Below are 13,738 nucleotides of genomic sequence, written 5' to 3' on the forward strand. Positions count from 1 at the left end.
ACTGATCTGCAAAACGCCAGTCGGTACCGCCCACCGCGGAATGCATGACGGTCATACCCAGCACTGCCATCAAGATCACTAGCGCCAGCAGCGGCCAGTCGAATGCCGTGACCGCCTTGAGCACCCAACGCATAAGGCGCTTCATCGGGAACTCCTTAATTGGATGCCTAAGGGAGACTCAGGCGCGGCTTCCTCTTGCTGTTCCGGAAGGTCTTCAGGGCGCACCAGGGCATCCATGGACTCGCCAGTGGCTCCTTCTTCCAACACCTCGGATCCGGCAGCCTCTTCTGTGGCCGCAACGATAAGATCAGGTTTGCGGTTATTGGCCAGGCGCTCTGGCGAGAGCCAGTAATCAAATACCGTGCGTGCCACAGGCGCCGCCACTGTTGCCCCCCAGCCGCCATTTTCAACAATCAATGCTACCGCAATCTGAGGGTCCTCCATGGGCGCATACGCCATGAACAAAGCATGATCGCGCAAGCGTTCGTCAATAGCGCCCGAATTGTATTTCGCCCCTTTCAGGCTATATACCTGCGCGGTTCCAGTTTTGCCTGCCGCCTGATAGCCTGCGCCGGCAAACGCCCTGCGCGCCGTTCCTTTACGCATTACATCCACCATCGCTCGCCTGATGACATCCAGATTCTCGGGCTTCAAAGGTATGACGTAGGACGGCTTAGTTACTGTAGGGGTTACCTCTTTTGTCTGAGGGTTTTTCACCAGGCTTACCAGGTGCGGCTTCATATAGGTGCCGTTGTTGGCCAGCACAGCTGTGGCCTGAGCCAATTGCAGCAAGGTGAACGAGTTGTATCCCTGCCCCACCGCCACTGAAACTGTTTCCCCGGCGTACCAGCGCTGCTGTGCAGGTTTCTTGTAAGCCTGGCGCTTCCATTCGGTAGAAGGTAATACGCCGCGACGCTCGCCTTCCAGGTCGATCCCGGTTAACTGCCCAAAACCAAACTGCTTGCTGAAGTCATGGAGGGCGTTTACGCCAATTTCGGGCCCCAGGGAAAAGAAGTAGGTGTCTGAAGAAACCACAAGTGCACGATGCATATCGGTGGGGCCATAAGCCGCGCCGCCTGCATTTCGAAAACGTTGACCGCCAAACTCGAAATAACCGGGATCGCCGATGCGCTGCGTTGCCGTACGCTTGCCTAATTCCAGCGCCGCCAGACCAACGAAAGGCTTGTAGGTCGAGCCTATGGGATACGTGCCATAAAGAGGCCGGTTGATTAACGGGTGATCAGGCGACTCATTCAGTTTGCGCCAGCTTTCGACATCAATACCATCGATAAAAAGGTTGGGGTCAAAAGACGGCGCCGATACGAACGCCAGCACATCGCCTGTTTTAGGCTCTATGGCAACTAAAGCGCCCCGCCTTCCAGCAAACAGTTTTTCTGCTTCCTTTTGCAGGCCGATATCAATAGACAACACCAGGTTGGCGCCAGGTACGGGGTCGATACGGCTCAGGGTACGCACCGGGCGCCCTGATGCGGTTACCTCGACCTCTTCCATCCCGGTACGCCCATGCAGCGCATCTTCCCAGGTTTTCTCTATCCCTTTCTTGCCAATAATATTGCTGCCACGGTAATTACCCAGTTGACCTTCCTCTTCGAGCCTCGCAAGGTCGCCCTCGGAAATCCGGCCCACGTAACCCAGCACATGCGCAGCCGACTCGCCTTGGGGATACTCCCGCACCCACCGGGCGCTTAGCTCGACACCGGGAAATTTGTAGGAATGTGCGGCAAACCAGGACGCCTCCGTGCCGTTCAAGTTATTTCGCAGCAGCACAGGTGTATAACGCCCATTCTGGTTCATGTGCTGAATGAACCGGCGGCGATCCGAGGGGCTCAGGTAAACCAGCTCCCCCAGCGAATTCAGCATGTCATCAATACTGGTCTCGACATGGGCAGGTGTGACCGACAGCGTGTAGTCGCGATAATTTCGGGCAAGCACCACACCGTTGCGATCGACGATTTCCCCTCGGCGCGGTGGAATAGGAACCACTGCGATCCGGTTCTGGTCGGCGCGCGCAGCCAGGCCTTCGTAGCGAACCACCTGTAAATACCATAGACGACCGACCAGGGCCAGGAAAAGCGCCAAGGCCAGAATGCCAGCCGTCCAGGCGCGTATGAAAATACGCCGCTTCTGGTTATGTGTGGTTTTCTTAAACTCGAACATAAGCGATGTCAGATTGCGTTGCCACAGCTATGCCGAACCCGATTCGGTTTCATCGAGACGCCGCTGGGGCATATGCAGCAGCACATCCGCAAGCGGCCATAATGCCACTGTGAACAGTGCGGACCATAGCCACTGCCATCCCATCCATTCCCCTGCGAGCCAGGCATGGCACAACCGCGCCGCCGCTTCGGCCAGCACGAAAACAGGAATCATGTGTATCGCCTGGACGATGGAATTAAAGCGCTGCAACCGGCGACTGAGCAACAATGCACCATAAGCAACCAGCGTATAAGTAAGCGCCTGCTCGCCCAGCAAACCGCCATCATGGACATCCATGAGTAACCCGAAACAAAAAGCCGCCAGCATATTCACGCGATGCGGCTCGTTCATGCACCAGAAAGCAATGACCAGAAGCAATAAGTCGGGCGCGGGCTGCCACACTCGCCACGGCAACAGGGAAATAAGCCATACCAGCAGCAGCGTAATCCAGATAAATAGCGGACTGGAAGGCCGTTTGAATGGCGAACTATCAATGGGCTGCAGGGAACTCAGCGATGATCGCCGCTGCCCCGCCATCGGGGTATTACTTGCCGGCTTGCGAACCATTCAGAGAACCCTCTTGGTTGGGTTCCGACGCCGAGACATCGACACGCAGAACCAGAAAATGACGATGTCTTTCGGGATGAGACAACGGCTCGGCAATTGCCAGGGCAAACCCCGATGTCACGTCGCGTTCGACACGATCGACTTTGGCGACCGACAGGCCGGATGGAAACAAGCCGCCGATACCGCTGGTGACCAGCGTATCGCCGGCTTCAAGGTCGACGTCGGCGGTGAGGTAGCGCACTTCAACCTTTCCGGAAACATTACCACCAAAGGCAATCAGTCGCAGCCCATTGCGCAGCACCTGAACCGGAATCGACACTTTGTCATCGGTCAGCAGCGCCGCCTCGGAGGTGAAAGGCGTAACCCGCACTATTTGTCCTACTACACCGCCTTCGTCGATAACAGGCATGCCGGGGCTAATGCCGCTGGACGACCCTTTATTGAACACAAGATGGTGTGAAAATGCGTTGGGAGGTTCATAGAACACCTCGACCGCCACGGATGGCTGCACGACAGCATCGGCGACATTCAGTAATCGTCGAAGTTGTTCGTTTTCGGCCGCCAATTGGGCGGCATGCGTGGATATCTGGGCCAACTCAATGCGTTGCTGCTGTAGCGCTTCTTTTTCAGTCCGGGCCAGCGCACCCGCATCGGCCCAGTTATTGACGAACTCAACTGCATCGCGCGGCGCAAGCATTAGCCGTTGAAACGGGTACAGGACAACTGAAATGGCTTGCCGTGCAGGATCCAGCACCCGCCAGCGGGCATCTACGATAAGCAGGCTGAGGGCCAGCACGATGAACACGAACAGGCGGAACTCAGCGGTCGGACCGCGTTTGAATAGCCTGATCGTGCCATTTTCTTGCATGGGATAGTCGCACTTGCGCCTTGATCTGCCCGGCGCACATAAATAGGAGGCACCCGACCCTTACTGAACTAAACTTAATCGTAAATAAATACGGTACCGAGACGTTCGAGGTGTTCAAGTGCCTCGCCGCAGCCGCGCACGACGCAGGTCAGGGGGTCGTCGGCAACCACGACCGGTAAACCGGTCTCTTCTTGAAGCAAGCGATCAAGATCGTGCAGCAAGGCGCCGCCACCGGTCAAGGCAATACCCTTGTCAGTGATGTCGGCGCCCAATTCGGGAGGCGTTTGTTCCAGGGCGGTCTTGACTGCCGACACGATCTGGTTGAGCGGATCGGTCAGGGACTCAAGAATTTCATTGGAAGATACCGTGAAACTGCGCGGCACCCCTTCGGACAAGTTACGGCCCTTGACTTCGATTTCACGGACTTCTGAACCTGGAAACGCGGAACCGATTTCTTTTTTGATGAGCTCGGCGGTAGGCTCGCCGATAAGCATGCCGTAGTTGCGGCGAATATAGTTGATGATGGACTCATCGAATTTATCGCCGCCTACGCGCACCGAGCCTTTGTAGACCATGCCGCCCAGCGAGATGATGGCTACCTCGGTAGTACCGCCACCGATATCGACCACCATGGAACCACTGGCGTCCGAAACGGCCAGCCCAGCGCCGATAGCGGCAGCCATGGGCTCTTCGATCAGGTAGACCTGGCTGGCGCCTGCCCCCAATGCCGACTCGCGAATGGCGCGGCGCTCGACCTGGGTAGACCCGCAGGGAACGCACACGATAATACGCGGGCTGGGAGCAAACATGCTGCGTGGATGCACCATGCGTATGAATTGCTTGAGCATTTGCTCGGTGACAGTAAAGTCGGCAATGACACCGTCTTTCATTGGCCGGATGGCTTCAATGTTGCCCGGGACACGACCCAGCATTTGCTTGGCCTCGCGCCCTACCGCCTGAATTATTTTCTTGCCGTTCGGGCCGCCTTCATGGCGAATGGCAACAACCGAAGGCTCGTCCAGCACGATACCCTTGCCGCGAACATAGATAAGAGTATTGGCGGTACCGAGATCGATTGCCATATCGGTGGAGAAATAACTACGCAGGAATCCGAACATGGGCGCTCAGTAAAATCAGAATTGATAAAAATAATTAATTCGGAAGAATTTTTCCACCGCTAATGCGGGCGCCAATTATTGGCTGACGAATTAAACCGACAATGATAACTTATAATTGACACTTGATAAGGACGAATAACAGCATATTATGTTCTGTAACCCGTATACCCAATAGCGGTTGCAATCTTATACATTTCGTCCCGAACGCTTTTTCTTGATTAAGACACCAATGGCAATTTCCCAGCAAGATGTGGCCCGTATCGCACGGCTCGCACGTATAGAACTTTCGCCCGACGAAACCAGCCGCGCCCAGACCGATCTGGACGGCATGCTGGCCCTGATCGAAAAACTGCAGGCGGTCGACACGACAGGCATTGAGCCCATGGCCCATCCGTTGGCGGCACACCAGGACATCGCGCTGCGCCTGCGCGCCGATGCAGCCGACAGCAGCGGCACGATTGCCCAACGCGAAGCCTTGATGGCAAATTCCCCCGCCGAGGAAGAGGGCCTGTTCCTGGTGCCAACGGTTATCGAGTAAATCATGTCAAGCACACCCCTACATTCTGAATTCGACAGCATCCAGTCTTTGCGCACCGCATTGCAAGAACGCAAGCTCAGCGCGCGCGAACTGGCTGCCAGCGCACTTGATGCTGCCCAGGCCCGCAACGACCTGAATGCATTCCTTCACGTGGACCCTGCGCTTACCCTGGCTCAGGCCGATGCGGCCGATAAATTATTGGCGTCCGGGCAAGCGGGCACGCTGGCTGGCATTCCCATTGCGCACAAAGATGTATTTACTACCCAAGGCTGGCGCACGACTGCCGCCAGCAAAATGCTGGCGGGCTACATCAGTCCGTTCGACGCAACCGTGGTAAGCCGTCTGCAACAAGCCGGCGCCGTATCCCTGGGCAAGTTGAACTGCGATGAGTTCGCCATGGGCTCGGGCAACGAGAACTCGGCCTTTGGCCCCACCAAGAACCCCTGGGATCTTACCGCTGTTCCGGGCGGGTCTTCGGGCGGATCAGCCGCAGCCGTCGCAGCAGGCCTGGTCATGGCGGCAACGGGCACCGATACCGGCGGTTCCGTGCGTCAGCCCGCTGCCCTGTGCGGTGTCAGCGGCATCAAACCCACCTACGGCACTGTGTCGCGCTTCGGCATGATCGCCTACGGATCCAGCCTGGACCAAGCGGGCCCCATTGCGCGGCATGCGAAAGACTTGCTCGAACTGCTGGACACCATGAGCGGCTTCGACCCACGCGATTCGACCAGCCTTGAAACTTGCGACGGCATAGAAAACGCGCCGGGTCGCATACGCGCCGACTTCAACGCCACCATCCAGTCGCAAAATGCCGGCGGCGGCAAACCATTGGCAGGCCTGCGTATCGGCGTGCCCACTGAATTCTTCAACGGCGGTCTGGCCAGCGACGTGGCTGCGGCGGTCGAAGCGGCATTGCAAACCTTTGAAACGCTGGGCGCGCTACGGGTCAGCATTTCACTGCCGCGAACCGAACTCTCCATACCTACCTATTACGTCATTGCGCCGGCCGAAGCGTCCAGCAACTTGTCGCGTTACGACGGGGTTCGCTATGGGCACCGCGCCGCACAGTACCGCGACCTGGCCGAAATGACCAGCCGCTCGCGTACTGAAGGCTTCGGCCCCGAAGTTCTGCGCCGCATCATGGTCGGCACCTATGTGCTATCCCATGGCTACTACGACGCCTACTACTTGCAGGCGCAACGTGTTCGCCGCATGATCGTAAACGACTTCCAGCAGGCCTTCTCGCATCAGTGCGACGTCATCATGGGGCCGGTTACGCCGACTGTCGCCAAACATATCGGCGACAACCGGGAAGATCCGACCGCCGATTGGCTGGCCGATGTCTACACTTTGGGCGTCAGCCTGGCCGGGCTGCCCGCCATGTCTATACCCTGCGGTTTCGGCAGCCCCCAGCGGCCCCTGCCCATTGGGCTGCAAATCATTGGCAACTACTTTAGCGAAGGACGCCTGTTGGCTATTGCCGACCGCTTCCAGCAAGTTACCGATTGGCACCAACGCACACCAGGACAAAAATAATGGAATGGGAAATCGTCATCGGGCTGGAAACGCACACGCAGCTTTCCACCGAATCCAAGATTTTTTCTAACAGCAGCACCCGATTCGGCGCGGCCCCAAATACGCAGGCCAACGAAGTCGACATGGCGCTGCCCGGCACATTGCCTGTCATGAACAAAGGCGCCGTCGAGCGCGCCATTCAGTTCGGACTGGCTGTCGGCGCCCATATTGCGCCGCGTTCGATCTTTGCTCGTAAAAACTACTTCTACCCCGACCTGCCAAAAAACTACCAGATCAGCCAGTTCGAAATACCCGTGGTACAGGGCGGCACCATCAGCTTTTTCGTGGGCGATGAAGAAAAAACCATCAACCTGACCCGGGCTCATCTTGAAGAGGACGCAGGCAAATCCCTGCACGAAGACTTCACTGGCCCGCATGGCGAATCATCGACAGGCATCGACCTTAACCGCGCCGGCACACCCTTGCTGGAAATCGTATCCGAACCCGAAATGCGCTCGGCGGCCGAAGCCGTCGCCTATGCCCGCGCCTTGCACGGCTTGGTCGTGTGGCTGGGAATTTGCGATGGCAATATGCAGGAAGGCTCATTCCGCATCGATGCCAACGTATCGGTACGCCCCAAGGGCCAGCAAGAGCTCGGCACTCGCAGCGAAGTCAAGAACGTCAACTCCTTCCGGTTCCTGGAACGCGCCATACAGTATGAAGTGCGTCGCCAGATCGAACTCATCGAAGACGGCGGCAAGGTGGTGCAAGAAACCCGCCTGTACGACTCGGAACGCGACGAAACCCGCAGCATGCGCAGCAAAGAAGACGCGCACGACTACCGCTATTTCCCCGATCCCGATCTGCCCCCGCTCATTATTTCGCCCGACTGGGTGGCGGCGGTGCAAGACACGATGCCCGAGCTTCCCGCCCAAAAGCGCCATCGCTTCGAGCAGGATCTCGGCCTTAGCGGCTACGATGCTGCCCAACTGACGACCAATCGCGCCACCTCTAATTATTTCGAAGCAGTCGCAAGCAAGCTGCCTGCCAACCAAGCCAAGCTGGCCGCCAACTGGGTGCTGGGCGAATTCTCGGCAGCGATCAACCGCGACGAAATCGAGATCGACCAAGCCCCGATCCAGCCAGACTCGCTAGCTGCGCTGGTCGCTCGCATTATCGACGGCACCATTTCCAACAAAATGGCGCGCGATGTCTTTACAGCAATGTGGGCTGGCGAACACGGCGGCGATCCGGATGCCATCATCGAAGCCCGCGGCCTGAAGCAAATCAGCGACAGCGGCGCAATCGGCGCAATGATAGACGAGGTCTTGGCGGCCAACCCCGCTATCGTCGAGGAATTCCACGCCGGCAAGCAAAAAGCTTTCAACTCGCTGGTCGGGCAGGTCATGAAAGCCGCCAAAGGGAAGGCCAACCCGCAGCAGGTGAATGATTTGCTGAAGGAAAAGCTGGGATAAAGGCGGGTAGGTCTAGCCGGATTACACAACTACGGTACTAATCCGGCCTACTACAATCACACCCCGTACTTCGCCCGATAAGCCGCCACTGCTTCACGATGCTCAGCCAACTGGGCATCGTTTTCGAGCAAGCCCATGATGTCGTCCAGCGATGCAATGCTTACAACGGGAATTCCGTAAGTCCTGGCCACATCCTGCACCGCCGAATGCGCCGACAATGCGTCGTCGGCGCCCGCGCGCTCCATCCGATCCAAAGCAATTAAGACAGCGGCCGGCTCCGCGCCTGCCTGGCGAATAATTTCGACTGACTCGCGCACCGATGTACCCGCGGTGATCACGTCATCGATGATCACGACCTTGCCCTGCAAAGGAGCACCAACCAGTACGCCCCCCTCGCCATGGTCTTTGGCTTCTTTACGGTTAAACGCAAAGGGAACATCGCGCCCGCCTATATCAGGATGGTTGGCCAGCGCCACCGAAGTAGCTGTCGACAATGGAATCCCTTTGTAAGCCGGACCAAACAGCATATCGAAAGCCACCCCGGAATCCACCAGCGCCTGTGCATAAAACTGCGCCAATCGCCCTACTGACAATCCAGAATTGAACAAGCCCGCATTAAAGAAATACGGGCTTATGCGCCCCGACTTGACTTTGAATTGACCAAATTTTAAAACGCCCTGGTCCAGGGAAAAACGTACGAAGTCAGTGCGGTAGGATGAGTCAGTCATGATTCAGGTAATGGAAAAGGAAAAACGATATTATCGGTCATAACTCCGGGGCGCCCAGCGACTCGGTCAGAAAATCAATGAAAGTGCGTACTTTGGGCGTCAGGTACTTGCGGCTGATATAAGTGGCATACAGCTCCTGAGGCGCTTGATGGTATTGCGGGAGCACCTGGACCAGGCGACCCGACGCCAAGTCTTCGCCAACCAGCCACTCGGGCAAAAAGCCTATCCCTATGCCCGCACGAACGGCATGGTACGAATACGTCGAATCGTCCGACCTCATCACGGGAGCCAGGCGGATAAGCACTTTACCCTTGGGGCCTTCGAATTCGAAGCCCTCGGTACTAAGATAGCTAGGCAGAATACCGCCATAATTGGCAAGGGCGGGTATGTTTTCTGGCACACCAAAGCGCGCGAAGTAAGCAGGCGCTGCCACCAGGTAAAACTGAATAGTGCAAATTTTCCGCACAATCAAGTGGGGCGATGGATCGCGGGTAACCCGCAACGCCAGGTCGTACCCTTCCGCAGCCAAATCCACTTTCCGGTTCGAAAACCGCAAATCCAGCACCACGTCGGGATACTTTTGTTGATATGCCGCCAAGACATCAACAATGCGCGGGTTCGCAAACCATACTGGCGCCGTCACCTTCAAACTGCCTCTGGGCGCCTCCGCGCTGCTGCCAATGGCCGCTGCTGCAAGCTCGAGCATATCCAGCGCACCCCGGCATTGTTCGTAATACAAAGTGCCAGCCTCGGTCAGGCTGACGCGGCGACTGGTGCGATTCAGCAGCCGGGCCCCCAGCTCACGCTCAAGATGCGCCATGTGCTTGCTGACCATAGGGGCCGACAACGAAAGCCGCTCAGCAGCCGCCACAAAGCTGCCTGCATCGGCGATTTCACAGAAAACTCGTAGGCTAAGAAGCGTATCCATTGATTCCCAATAGGAAATGAATCGTTAATAATAACAACGTATCTTTCTTACCATTATTCTATTAAACTTTCTTACTGTAAATCATTGACCTCTTGGTAGACGTAAGGCCCATATCGCGGCACGATTCGGTTTAGGCAGCTTCACCCTTAGAACACTTTTCAACGCAACATCACACCTACGGGATCACTATGACGACGAACTCTTGCACCATCTGGACACCACGCGTACTAAGTATTTTGCGCATTGTTGCTGGTTACTGCCTGATATGGCACGGGACCAGCAAATACTTTGGCATGCCAGGACCCGCCATCGAAAACCTGCAAATCTTCTCACTAATGGGTGTTGCCGGACTCATCGAACTGATTGCCGGCGGCCTGCTCATCATCGGTCTGTTCACCCGCGGCGCCGCATTCATCGCATCTGGGTTTACCGCTGCCGCCTATTTCATGGGTCATGTGGCAACCAAGGGTATGTTCTTTTTCCCAGTGATGAACAGCGGTGAAGCCGCAGTCCTATTCTGCTTTATCTTCTTCTACATTTTCGTTGCCGGTCCCGGCCCTTGGAGCATCGACGCATTGCGCAGCAAATCGAACTAGATCTGCCGCCACGCCCAAGCTTCATCCCCCGGCCTTCGGGCCGGGTTAAAAGAATTCCATTATGAAACTGCCTGTTTACTTTATATCCCACGGCGGCGGCCCTTGGCCGTATATACCCGCCATGCAGGCCAGCAACGCTACGCTGGCCGCTTCGCTGGCCGACATCCCCAAACAGCTAAACGACAAGCCCAAAGCCATTCTCATGGTCTCGGCACACTGGGAAACACGGGGCGCATTCGGCGTTACAACCCACCCCCAGCCTCCCATGCTGTATGACTATTATGGCTTTCCGGAACATACTTACCAGATTCAATATCCGGCGCCAGGTTCGCCTGAGCTTGCCCAGCGCGTACAAGAACTGCTGACCGGCGCAGGACTGCCAACCAGTGCCGACGCCGCTCGAGGTTTTGACCACGGCGCCTTCGTGCCTGCGTTCGTCATGTACCCGGAAGCCGACGTGCCCATGATCCAGCTTTCCATCGACGCCGGCTACGACCCAGCGTTGCATCTGGCGCTGGGCCGAGCCCTGGCGCCCTTGCGTGAAGAAGGCGTGCTAATCCTGGGCAGTGGTCTTAGCTACCATAACCTGCGGCAAATCTACGGCGGCGGATCGGCCGCATCGGCACAGTTCGATGCCTGGCTACAGCAAGTTTTGCTGCATTCTCCACCGGAACAGCGCGGCGCATTGCTTGAGCGCTGGGAAGCCGCCCCCGCGGCCCGCCTGGCTCACCCTCGCGAAGACCATTTGATTCCACTCATGGTCGCCGCAGGCGCTGCTGAAAACGAAGACGTGACCTGTATTTATCATGAAAGCCAGGCCTTCGCAGGCATTACAGCATCCAGCTTCCGCTTCGGTTAAAGTCTTAGGTTGATCAGATTTAAGAGAAATACCATGCTACGCGTAATATCAGCCAACTTGAACGGCATCCGTTCAGCCGTCAGCAAAGGCTTCCTGGACTGGATTGCCACCCAGGGTGCCGACTTCATTTGCATGCAGGAACTCAAAGCCCAGGCCGACAATATGACGGCCGACATGCTGAATCCGTCGGGGTATTACGGGTATTTCCACTACGCCGAGAAAAAGGGCTATAGCGGTGTCGGGGTCTATGCCCGCACCCAGCCGTTGCAGGTTATCGAAGGCCTGGGCGTACCCGAGATAGACGCCGAAGGCCGGTATCTGGAGCTGGTATACGAAAACCTGTCGATCATTTCCCTGTATCTGCCTTCTGGCTCCAGCGGCGACCACCGCCAAGCGGCCAAGTATGTCTTTCTGGATCACTTCTTCAAGCATCTTGAAGAATTGGCCAAGTGTGGACGTCAAGTCATTCTGTGCGGTGACTGGAACATCGCCCACAAGGAAATCGACCTGAAGAACTGGAAAAGCAACCAGAAGAACAGCGGCTTCCTGCCTGAAGAACGTGCGTGGCTGACGCGTGTCATCGACGAGATAGGCTGGATGGACGTATATCGCTGCCTGTACCCCGATACGACAGGCGAAGCCTATACGTGGTGGAGCAACCGGGGCCAGGCATGGGCTAATAACGTCGGTTGGCGCATTGACTATCAAATCGCCACAAAAGATATTGCCGCGACAGCTACGGCCGCTTCCATTTATAAAGACCAGCGCTTTAGCGATCACGCGCCCCTGACCATAGACTACAACTGGGGCGCCTAGCGCGTTCTGCATGAAAACTGATTCCCCCGGCATAAGCCGGCGCGTTGATATTCGAAACAACGTGCTGGCGGGCCTGACCTCGTCGTTCGCCCTTGTTCCCGAATGTATCGCTTTTGCCCTTGTTGCCCAGCTTAACCCGCTGATGGGCTTATATGGCGCCTTCATCATCTGCACACTCACGGCCCTGTTTGGCGGGCGTCCCGGCATGATTTCCGGCGCAGCGGGTTCCATGGCTGTCGTCATCGTTGCCCTGGTGGTGCAGCACGGCGTGCAATACCTGCTGGCTACGGTAGTGCTTAGTGGCATATTGATGATGCTATTTGGTGCGTTCCGCCTAGGCAAGCTCATCCGCATGGTGCCCCACCCGGTGATGCTAGGTTTCGTCAATGGACTGGCTGTCATCATCGCCATGTCCCAGTTGGCGCATTTCAAGCAGTTCACGAACGACGGCGAGCAATGGCTGTCAGGTAGCGCACTATATGTAATGGGCGCGCTGGTGGCGCTGACCATGGGCATTGTCTACTTGCTCCCACGATTGACCCGCGCGGTTCCGCCAGCGCTGGTAGCGATCATCGGCGTTGGGTTGCTTGCTCAGCTGTTGCAATTGCCGACCCGTACACTTGGCGATATGGCGCATATTGCCGGCGGCTTGCCCAGTTTCCAGTTGCCGCTAGTGCCCTTCACTCTGGAAACACTGCACATCATCCTGCCCTATTCGGTGCTGATAGCCATTGTTGGCTTGTTGGAAACCTTGCTCACATTCAACCTGACCGACGAAATAACCGAGACTCAGGGTCAACCCAATCGAGAGTGCGTGGTACTTGGCGCCGCCAACGTAACCTCGGGCCTGTTTGGCGGCATGGGTGGCTGCGCCATGATCGGGCAAACCATGATCAACCTCAGCTCTGGCGGCCGCTCGCGGCTGTCCGGGGTTACCAGTGGCGTCATGATTTTGCTGTTCATCCTGTTCCTGTCACCCCTGATCGAGCGCATCCCGCTGGCGGCGCTCGTAGGCGTCATGTTGGTCGTGGCCCAACAGACCTTTGCCTGGGGATCGCTGCGGGTACTGGGAAAAGTCCCCCGCAACGATGCCGTGGTGATCATCGCGGTGACCGTTATCACCGTATTCTCGGATCTGGCCGTGGCCGTGCTTTGCGGCATCGTGTTCGCCGCATTGAACTTCGCCTGGCAGCATGCCCGCGAAATCGATACAGATATTGATATCGAGCATCCGGGCGCAAAAACCTACACTCCTCGCGGCACCTTGTTTTTTGCATCGACAACACGCTTTCTGGAACTCTTTGACCCGATCAAAGACCCCGAGCGCGTGACGCTGGACTGTCGCAACCTGCACCTGGCAGACCATTCGGCCATTGCTGCGCTGGAAGGTCTATATCAGCGTTACACCAAGGCAGGCAAGCCACTGCAAGTCACCAACTTGTCGGAACGAAACAAGCACTTGCTGCAACAAGTTGGCCTCGATTTCGCGAAAGCGCAGTAAGCTTGTGCAGCG

At 56.9% G+C, this 13,738-nt stretch carries 13 protein-coding genes and 1 pseudogene; 7 read left to right on the forward strand and 7 right to left on the reverse strand.

Features of this window, described 5'->3' with window-relative positions; all coding sequences use genetic code 11:
* From ABWO67_RS06885 to ABWO67_RS06905, 5 genes and pseudogenes are all read right to left on the reverse strand, one after another.
* Positions 1 to 145, reverse strand: a pseudogene (locus ABWO67_RS06885) (rod shape-determining protein RodA); the annotation flags it as partial.
* A complete protein-coding gene (gene mrdA, locus ABWO67_RS06890) occupies positions 142 to 2,178 on the reverse strand; it encodes a penicillin-binding protein 2 (RefSeq protein ID WP_353149429.1) in 2,037 nt (678 codons plus the stop codon). The pseudogene ABWO67_RS06885 and the gene mrdA, both read right to left, overlap by 4 nt.
* 27 nt (positions 2,179 to 2,205) lie before the next feature.
* Entirely contained in the window at positions 2,206 to 2,784 is a 579-nt protein-coding gene (gene mreD, locus ABWO67_RS06895; RefSeq protein ID WP_353149432.1) for a rod shape-determining protein MreD, read from the reverse strand.
* Positions 2,762 to 3,652, reverse strand: coding sequence for a rod shape-determining protein MreC (gene mreC / locus ABWO67_RS06900; RefSeq protein ID WP_353149435.1), 891 nt, complete (start codon positions 3,650 to 3,652; stop codon positions 2,762 to 2,764). Before mreC ends, mreD begins: the two co-directional genes overlap by 23 nt.
* Before the next feature lie 74 nt (positions 3,653 to 3,726).
* A complete protein-coding gene (locus tag ABWO67_RS06905) occupies positions 3,727 to 4,770 on the reverse strand; it encodes a rod shape-determining protein (RefSeq protein ID WP_132636319.1) in 1,044 nt (347 codons plus the stop codon).
* Between the two features lie 229 nt (positions 4,771 to 4,999).
* On the opposite strand from ABWO67_RS06905, the gene gatC reads away from it, so the two are divergent.
* Genes gatC through gatB form a run of 3 tightly spaced genes read left to right on the forward strand, consistent with a single transcriptional unit; the run spans position 5,000 to position 8,298 of the window.
* Complete coding sequence (gene gatC, locus ABWO67_RS06910) at positions 5,000 to 5,308, forward strand: Asp-tRNA(Asn)/Glu-tRNA(Gln) amidotransferase subunit GatC (protein ID WP_353149437.1); 309 nt, start codon at positions 5,000 to 5,002, stop codon at positions 5,306 to 5,308.
* Between the two features lie 3 nt (positions 5,309 to 5,311).
* The gene (gene gatA / locus ABWO67_RS06915) at positions 5,312 to 6,844 is read left to right on the forward strand and encodes an Asp-tRNA(Asn)/Glu-tRNA(Gln) amidotransferase subunit GatA (protein WP_353149440.1); all 1,533 of its coding nucleotides are present in this window, start codon (positions 5,312 to 5,314) and stop codon (positions 6,842 to 6,844) included.
* A complete protein-coding gene (gene gatB / locus ABWO67_RS06920) occupies positions 6,844 to 8,298 on the forward strand; it encodes an Asp-tRNA(Asn)/Glu-tRNA(Gln) amidotransferase subunit GatB (RefSeq protein WP_353149443.1) in 1,455 nt (484 codons plus the stop codon). The genes gatA and gatB overlap by 1 nt, the downstream gene beginning before the upstream one ends.
* Positions 8,299 to 8,354: 56 nt before the next feature.
* On the opposite strand, the gene pyrE is transcribed toward gatB, so the two are convergent.
* Both pyrE and ABWO67_RS06930 read right to left on the reverse strand, forming a co-directional pair.
* Positions 8,355 to 9,026 carry an orotate phosphoribosyltransferase gene (pyrE, locus tag ABWO67_RS06925; protein ID WP_353149445.1) on the reverse strand — a complete coding sequence of 224 codons (672 nt, stop codon included), beginning with the start codon at positions 9,024 to 9,026 and terminating at the stop codon, positions 8,355 to 8,357.
* 37 nt (positions 9,027 to 9,063) lie between these two features.
* Positions 9,064 to 9,954 (reverse strand): LysR family transcriptional regulator, encoded by an 891-nt coding sequence (locus tag ABWO67_RS06930; RefSeq protein ID WP_353149448.1) that lies wholly within the window; start codon positions 9,952 to 9,954, stop codon positions 9,064 to 9,066.
* Between the two features lie 188 nt (positions 9,955 to 10,142).
* On the opposite strand from ABWO67_RS06930, the gene ABWO67_RS06935 reads away from it, so the two are divergent.
* From ABWO67_RS06935 to ABWO67_RS06950, 4 genes are all read left to right on the forward strand, one after another.
* A complete protein-coding gene (locus ABWO67_RS06935; protein ID WP_353149451.1) occupies positions 10,143 to 10,550 on the forward strand; it encodes a DoxX family protein in 408 nt (135 codons plus the stop codon).
* 61 nt (positions 10,551 to 10,611) lie between these two features.
* Positions 10,612 to 11,409, forward strand: coding sequence for a DODA-type extradiol aromatic ring-opening family dioxygenase (locus ABWO67_RS06940; RefSeq protein ID WP_353149454.1), 798 nt, complete (start codon positions 10,612 to 10,614; stop codon positions 11,407 to 11,409).
* 33 nt (positions 11,410 to 11,442) lie between these two features.
* Positions 11,443 to 12,225: an exodeoxyribonuclease III gene (locus tag ABWO67_RS06945; RefSeq protein WP_353149457.1), complete on the forward strand. Its 783-nt coding sequence runs from the start codon at positions 11,443 to 11,445 to the stop codon at positions 12,223 to 12,225.
* Positions 12,226 to 12,235: 10 nt separating this feature from the next.
* Positions 12,236 to 13,726 carry a SulP family inorganic anion transporter gene (locus tag ABWO67_RS06950; RefSeq protein WP_353149459.1) on the forward strand — a complete coding sequence of 497 codons (1,491 nt, stop codon included), beginning with the start codon at positions 12,236 to 12,238 and terminating at the stop codon, positions 13,724 to 13,726.
* Positions 13,727 to 13,738 lie beyond the last annotated feature (12 nt).

This window comes from Pollutimonas bauzanensis, from assembly GCF_040393045.1.
GTDB classification, from domain to species: Bacteria; Pseudomonadota; Gammaproteobacteria; order Burkholderiales; family Burkholderiaceae_B; genus Pollutimonas; species Pollutimonas bauzanensis_A.

Excerpts from the sequence above, each read along its gene's own strand:
- mrdA (WP_353149429.1), bottom strand. The coding sequence starts at position 2,178 with ATGTTCGAGTTTAAGAAAACCACACATAACCAGAAGCGGCGTATTTTC.
- mreD (WP_353149432.1), bottom strand. The coding sequence starts at position 2,784 with ATGGTTCGCAAGCCGGCAAGTAATACCCCGATGGCGGGGCAGCGGCGA.
- mreC (WP_353149435.1), bottom strand. The coding sequence starts at position 3,652 with ATGCAAGAAAATGGCACGATCAGGCTATTCAAACGCGGTCCGACCGCT.
- ABWO67_RS06905 (WP_132636319.1), bottom strand. The coding sequence starts at position 4,770 with ATGTTCGGATTCCTGCGTAGTTATTTCTCCACCGATATGGCAATCGAT.
- gatC (WP_353149437.1), top strand. The coding sequence starts at position 5,000 with ATGGCAATTTCCCAGCAAGATGTGGCCCGTATCGCACGGCTCGCACGT.
- gatA (WP_353149440.1), top strand. The coding sequence starts at position 5,312 with ATGTCAAGCACACCCCTACATTCTGAATTCGACAGCATCCAGTCTTTG.
- gatB (WP_353149443.1), top strand. The coding sequence starts at position 6,844 with ATGGAATGGGAAATCGTCATCGGGCTGGAAACGCACACGCAGCTTTCC.
- pyrE (WP_353149445.1), bottom strand. The coding sequence starts at position 9,026 with ATGACTGACTCATCCTACCGCACTGACTTCGTACGTTTTTCCCTGGAC.
- ABWO67_RS06930 (WP_353149448.1), bottom strand. The coding sequence starts at position 9,954 with ATGGATACGCTTCTTAGCCTACGAGTTTTCTGTGAAATCGCCGATGCA.
- ABWO67_RS06935 (WP_353149451.1), top strand. The coding sequence starts at position 10,143 with ATGACGACGAACTCTTGCACCATCTGGACACCACGCGTACTAAGTATT.
- ABWO67_RS06940 (WP_353149454.1), top strand. The coding sequence starts at position 10,612 with ATGAAACTGCCTGTTTACTTTATATCCCACGGCGGCGGCCCTTGGCCG.
- ABWO67_RS06945 (WP_353149457.1), top strand. The coding sequence starts at position 11,443 with ATGCTACGCGTAATATCAGCCAACTTGAACGGCATCCGTTCAGCCGTC.
- ABWO67_RS06950 (WP_353149459.1), top strand. The coding sequence starts at position 12,236 with ATGAAAACTGATTCCCCCGGCATAAGCCGGCGCGTTGATATTCGAAAC.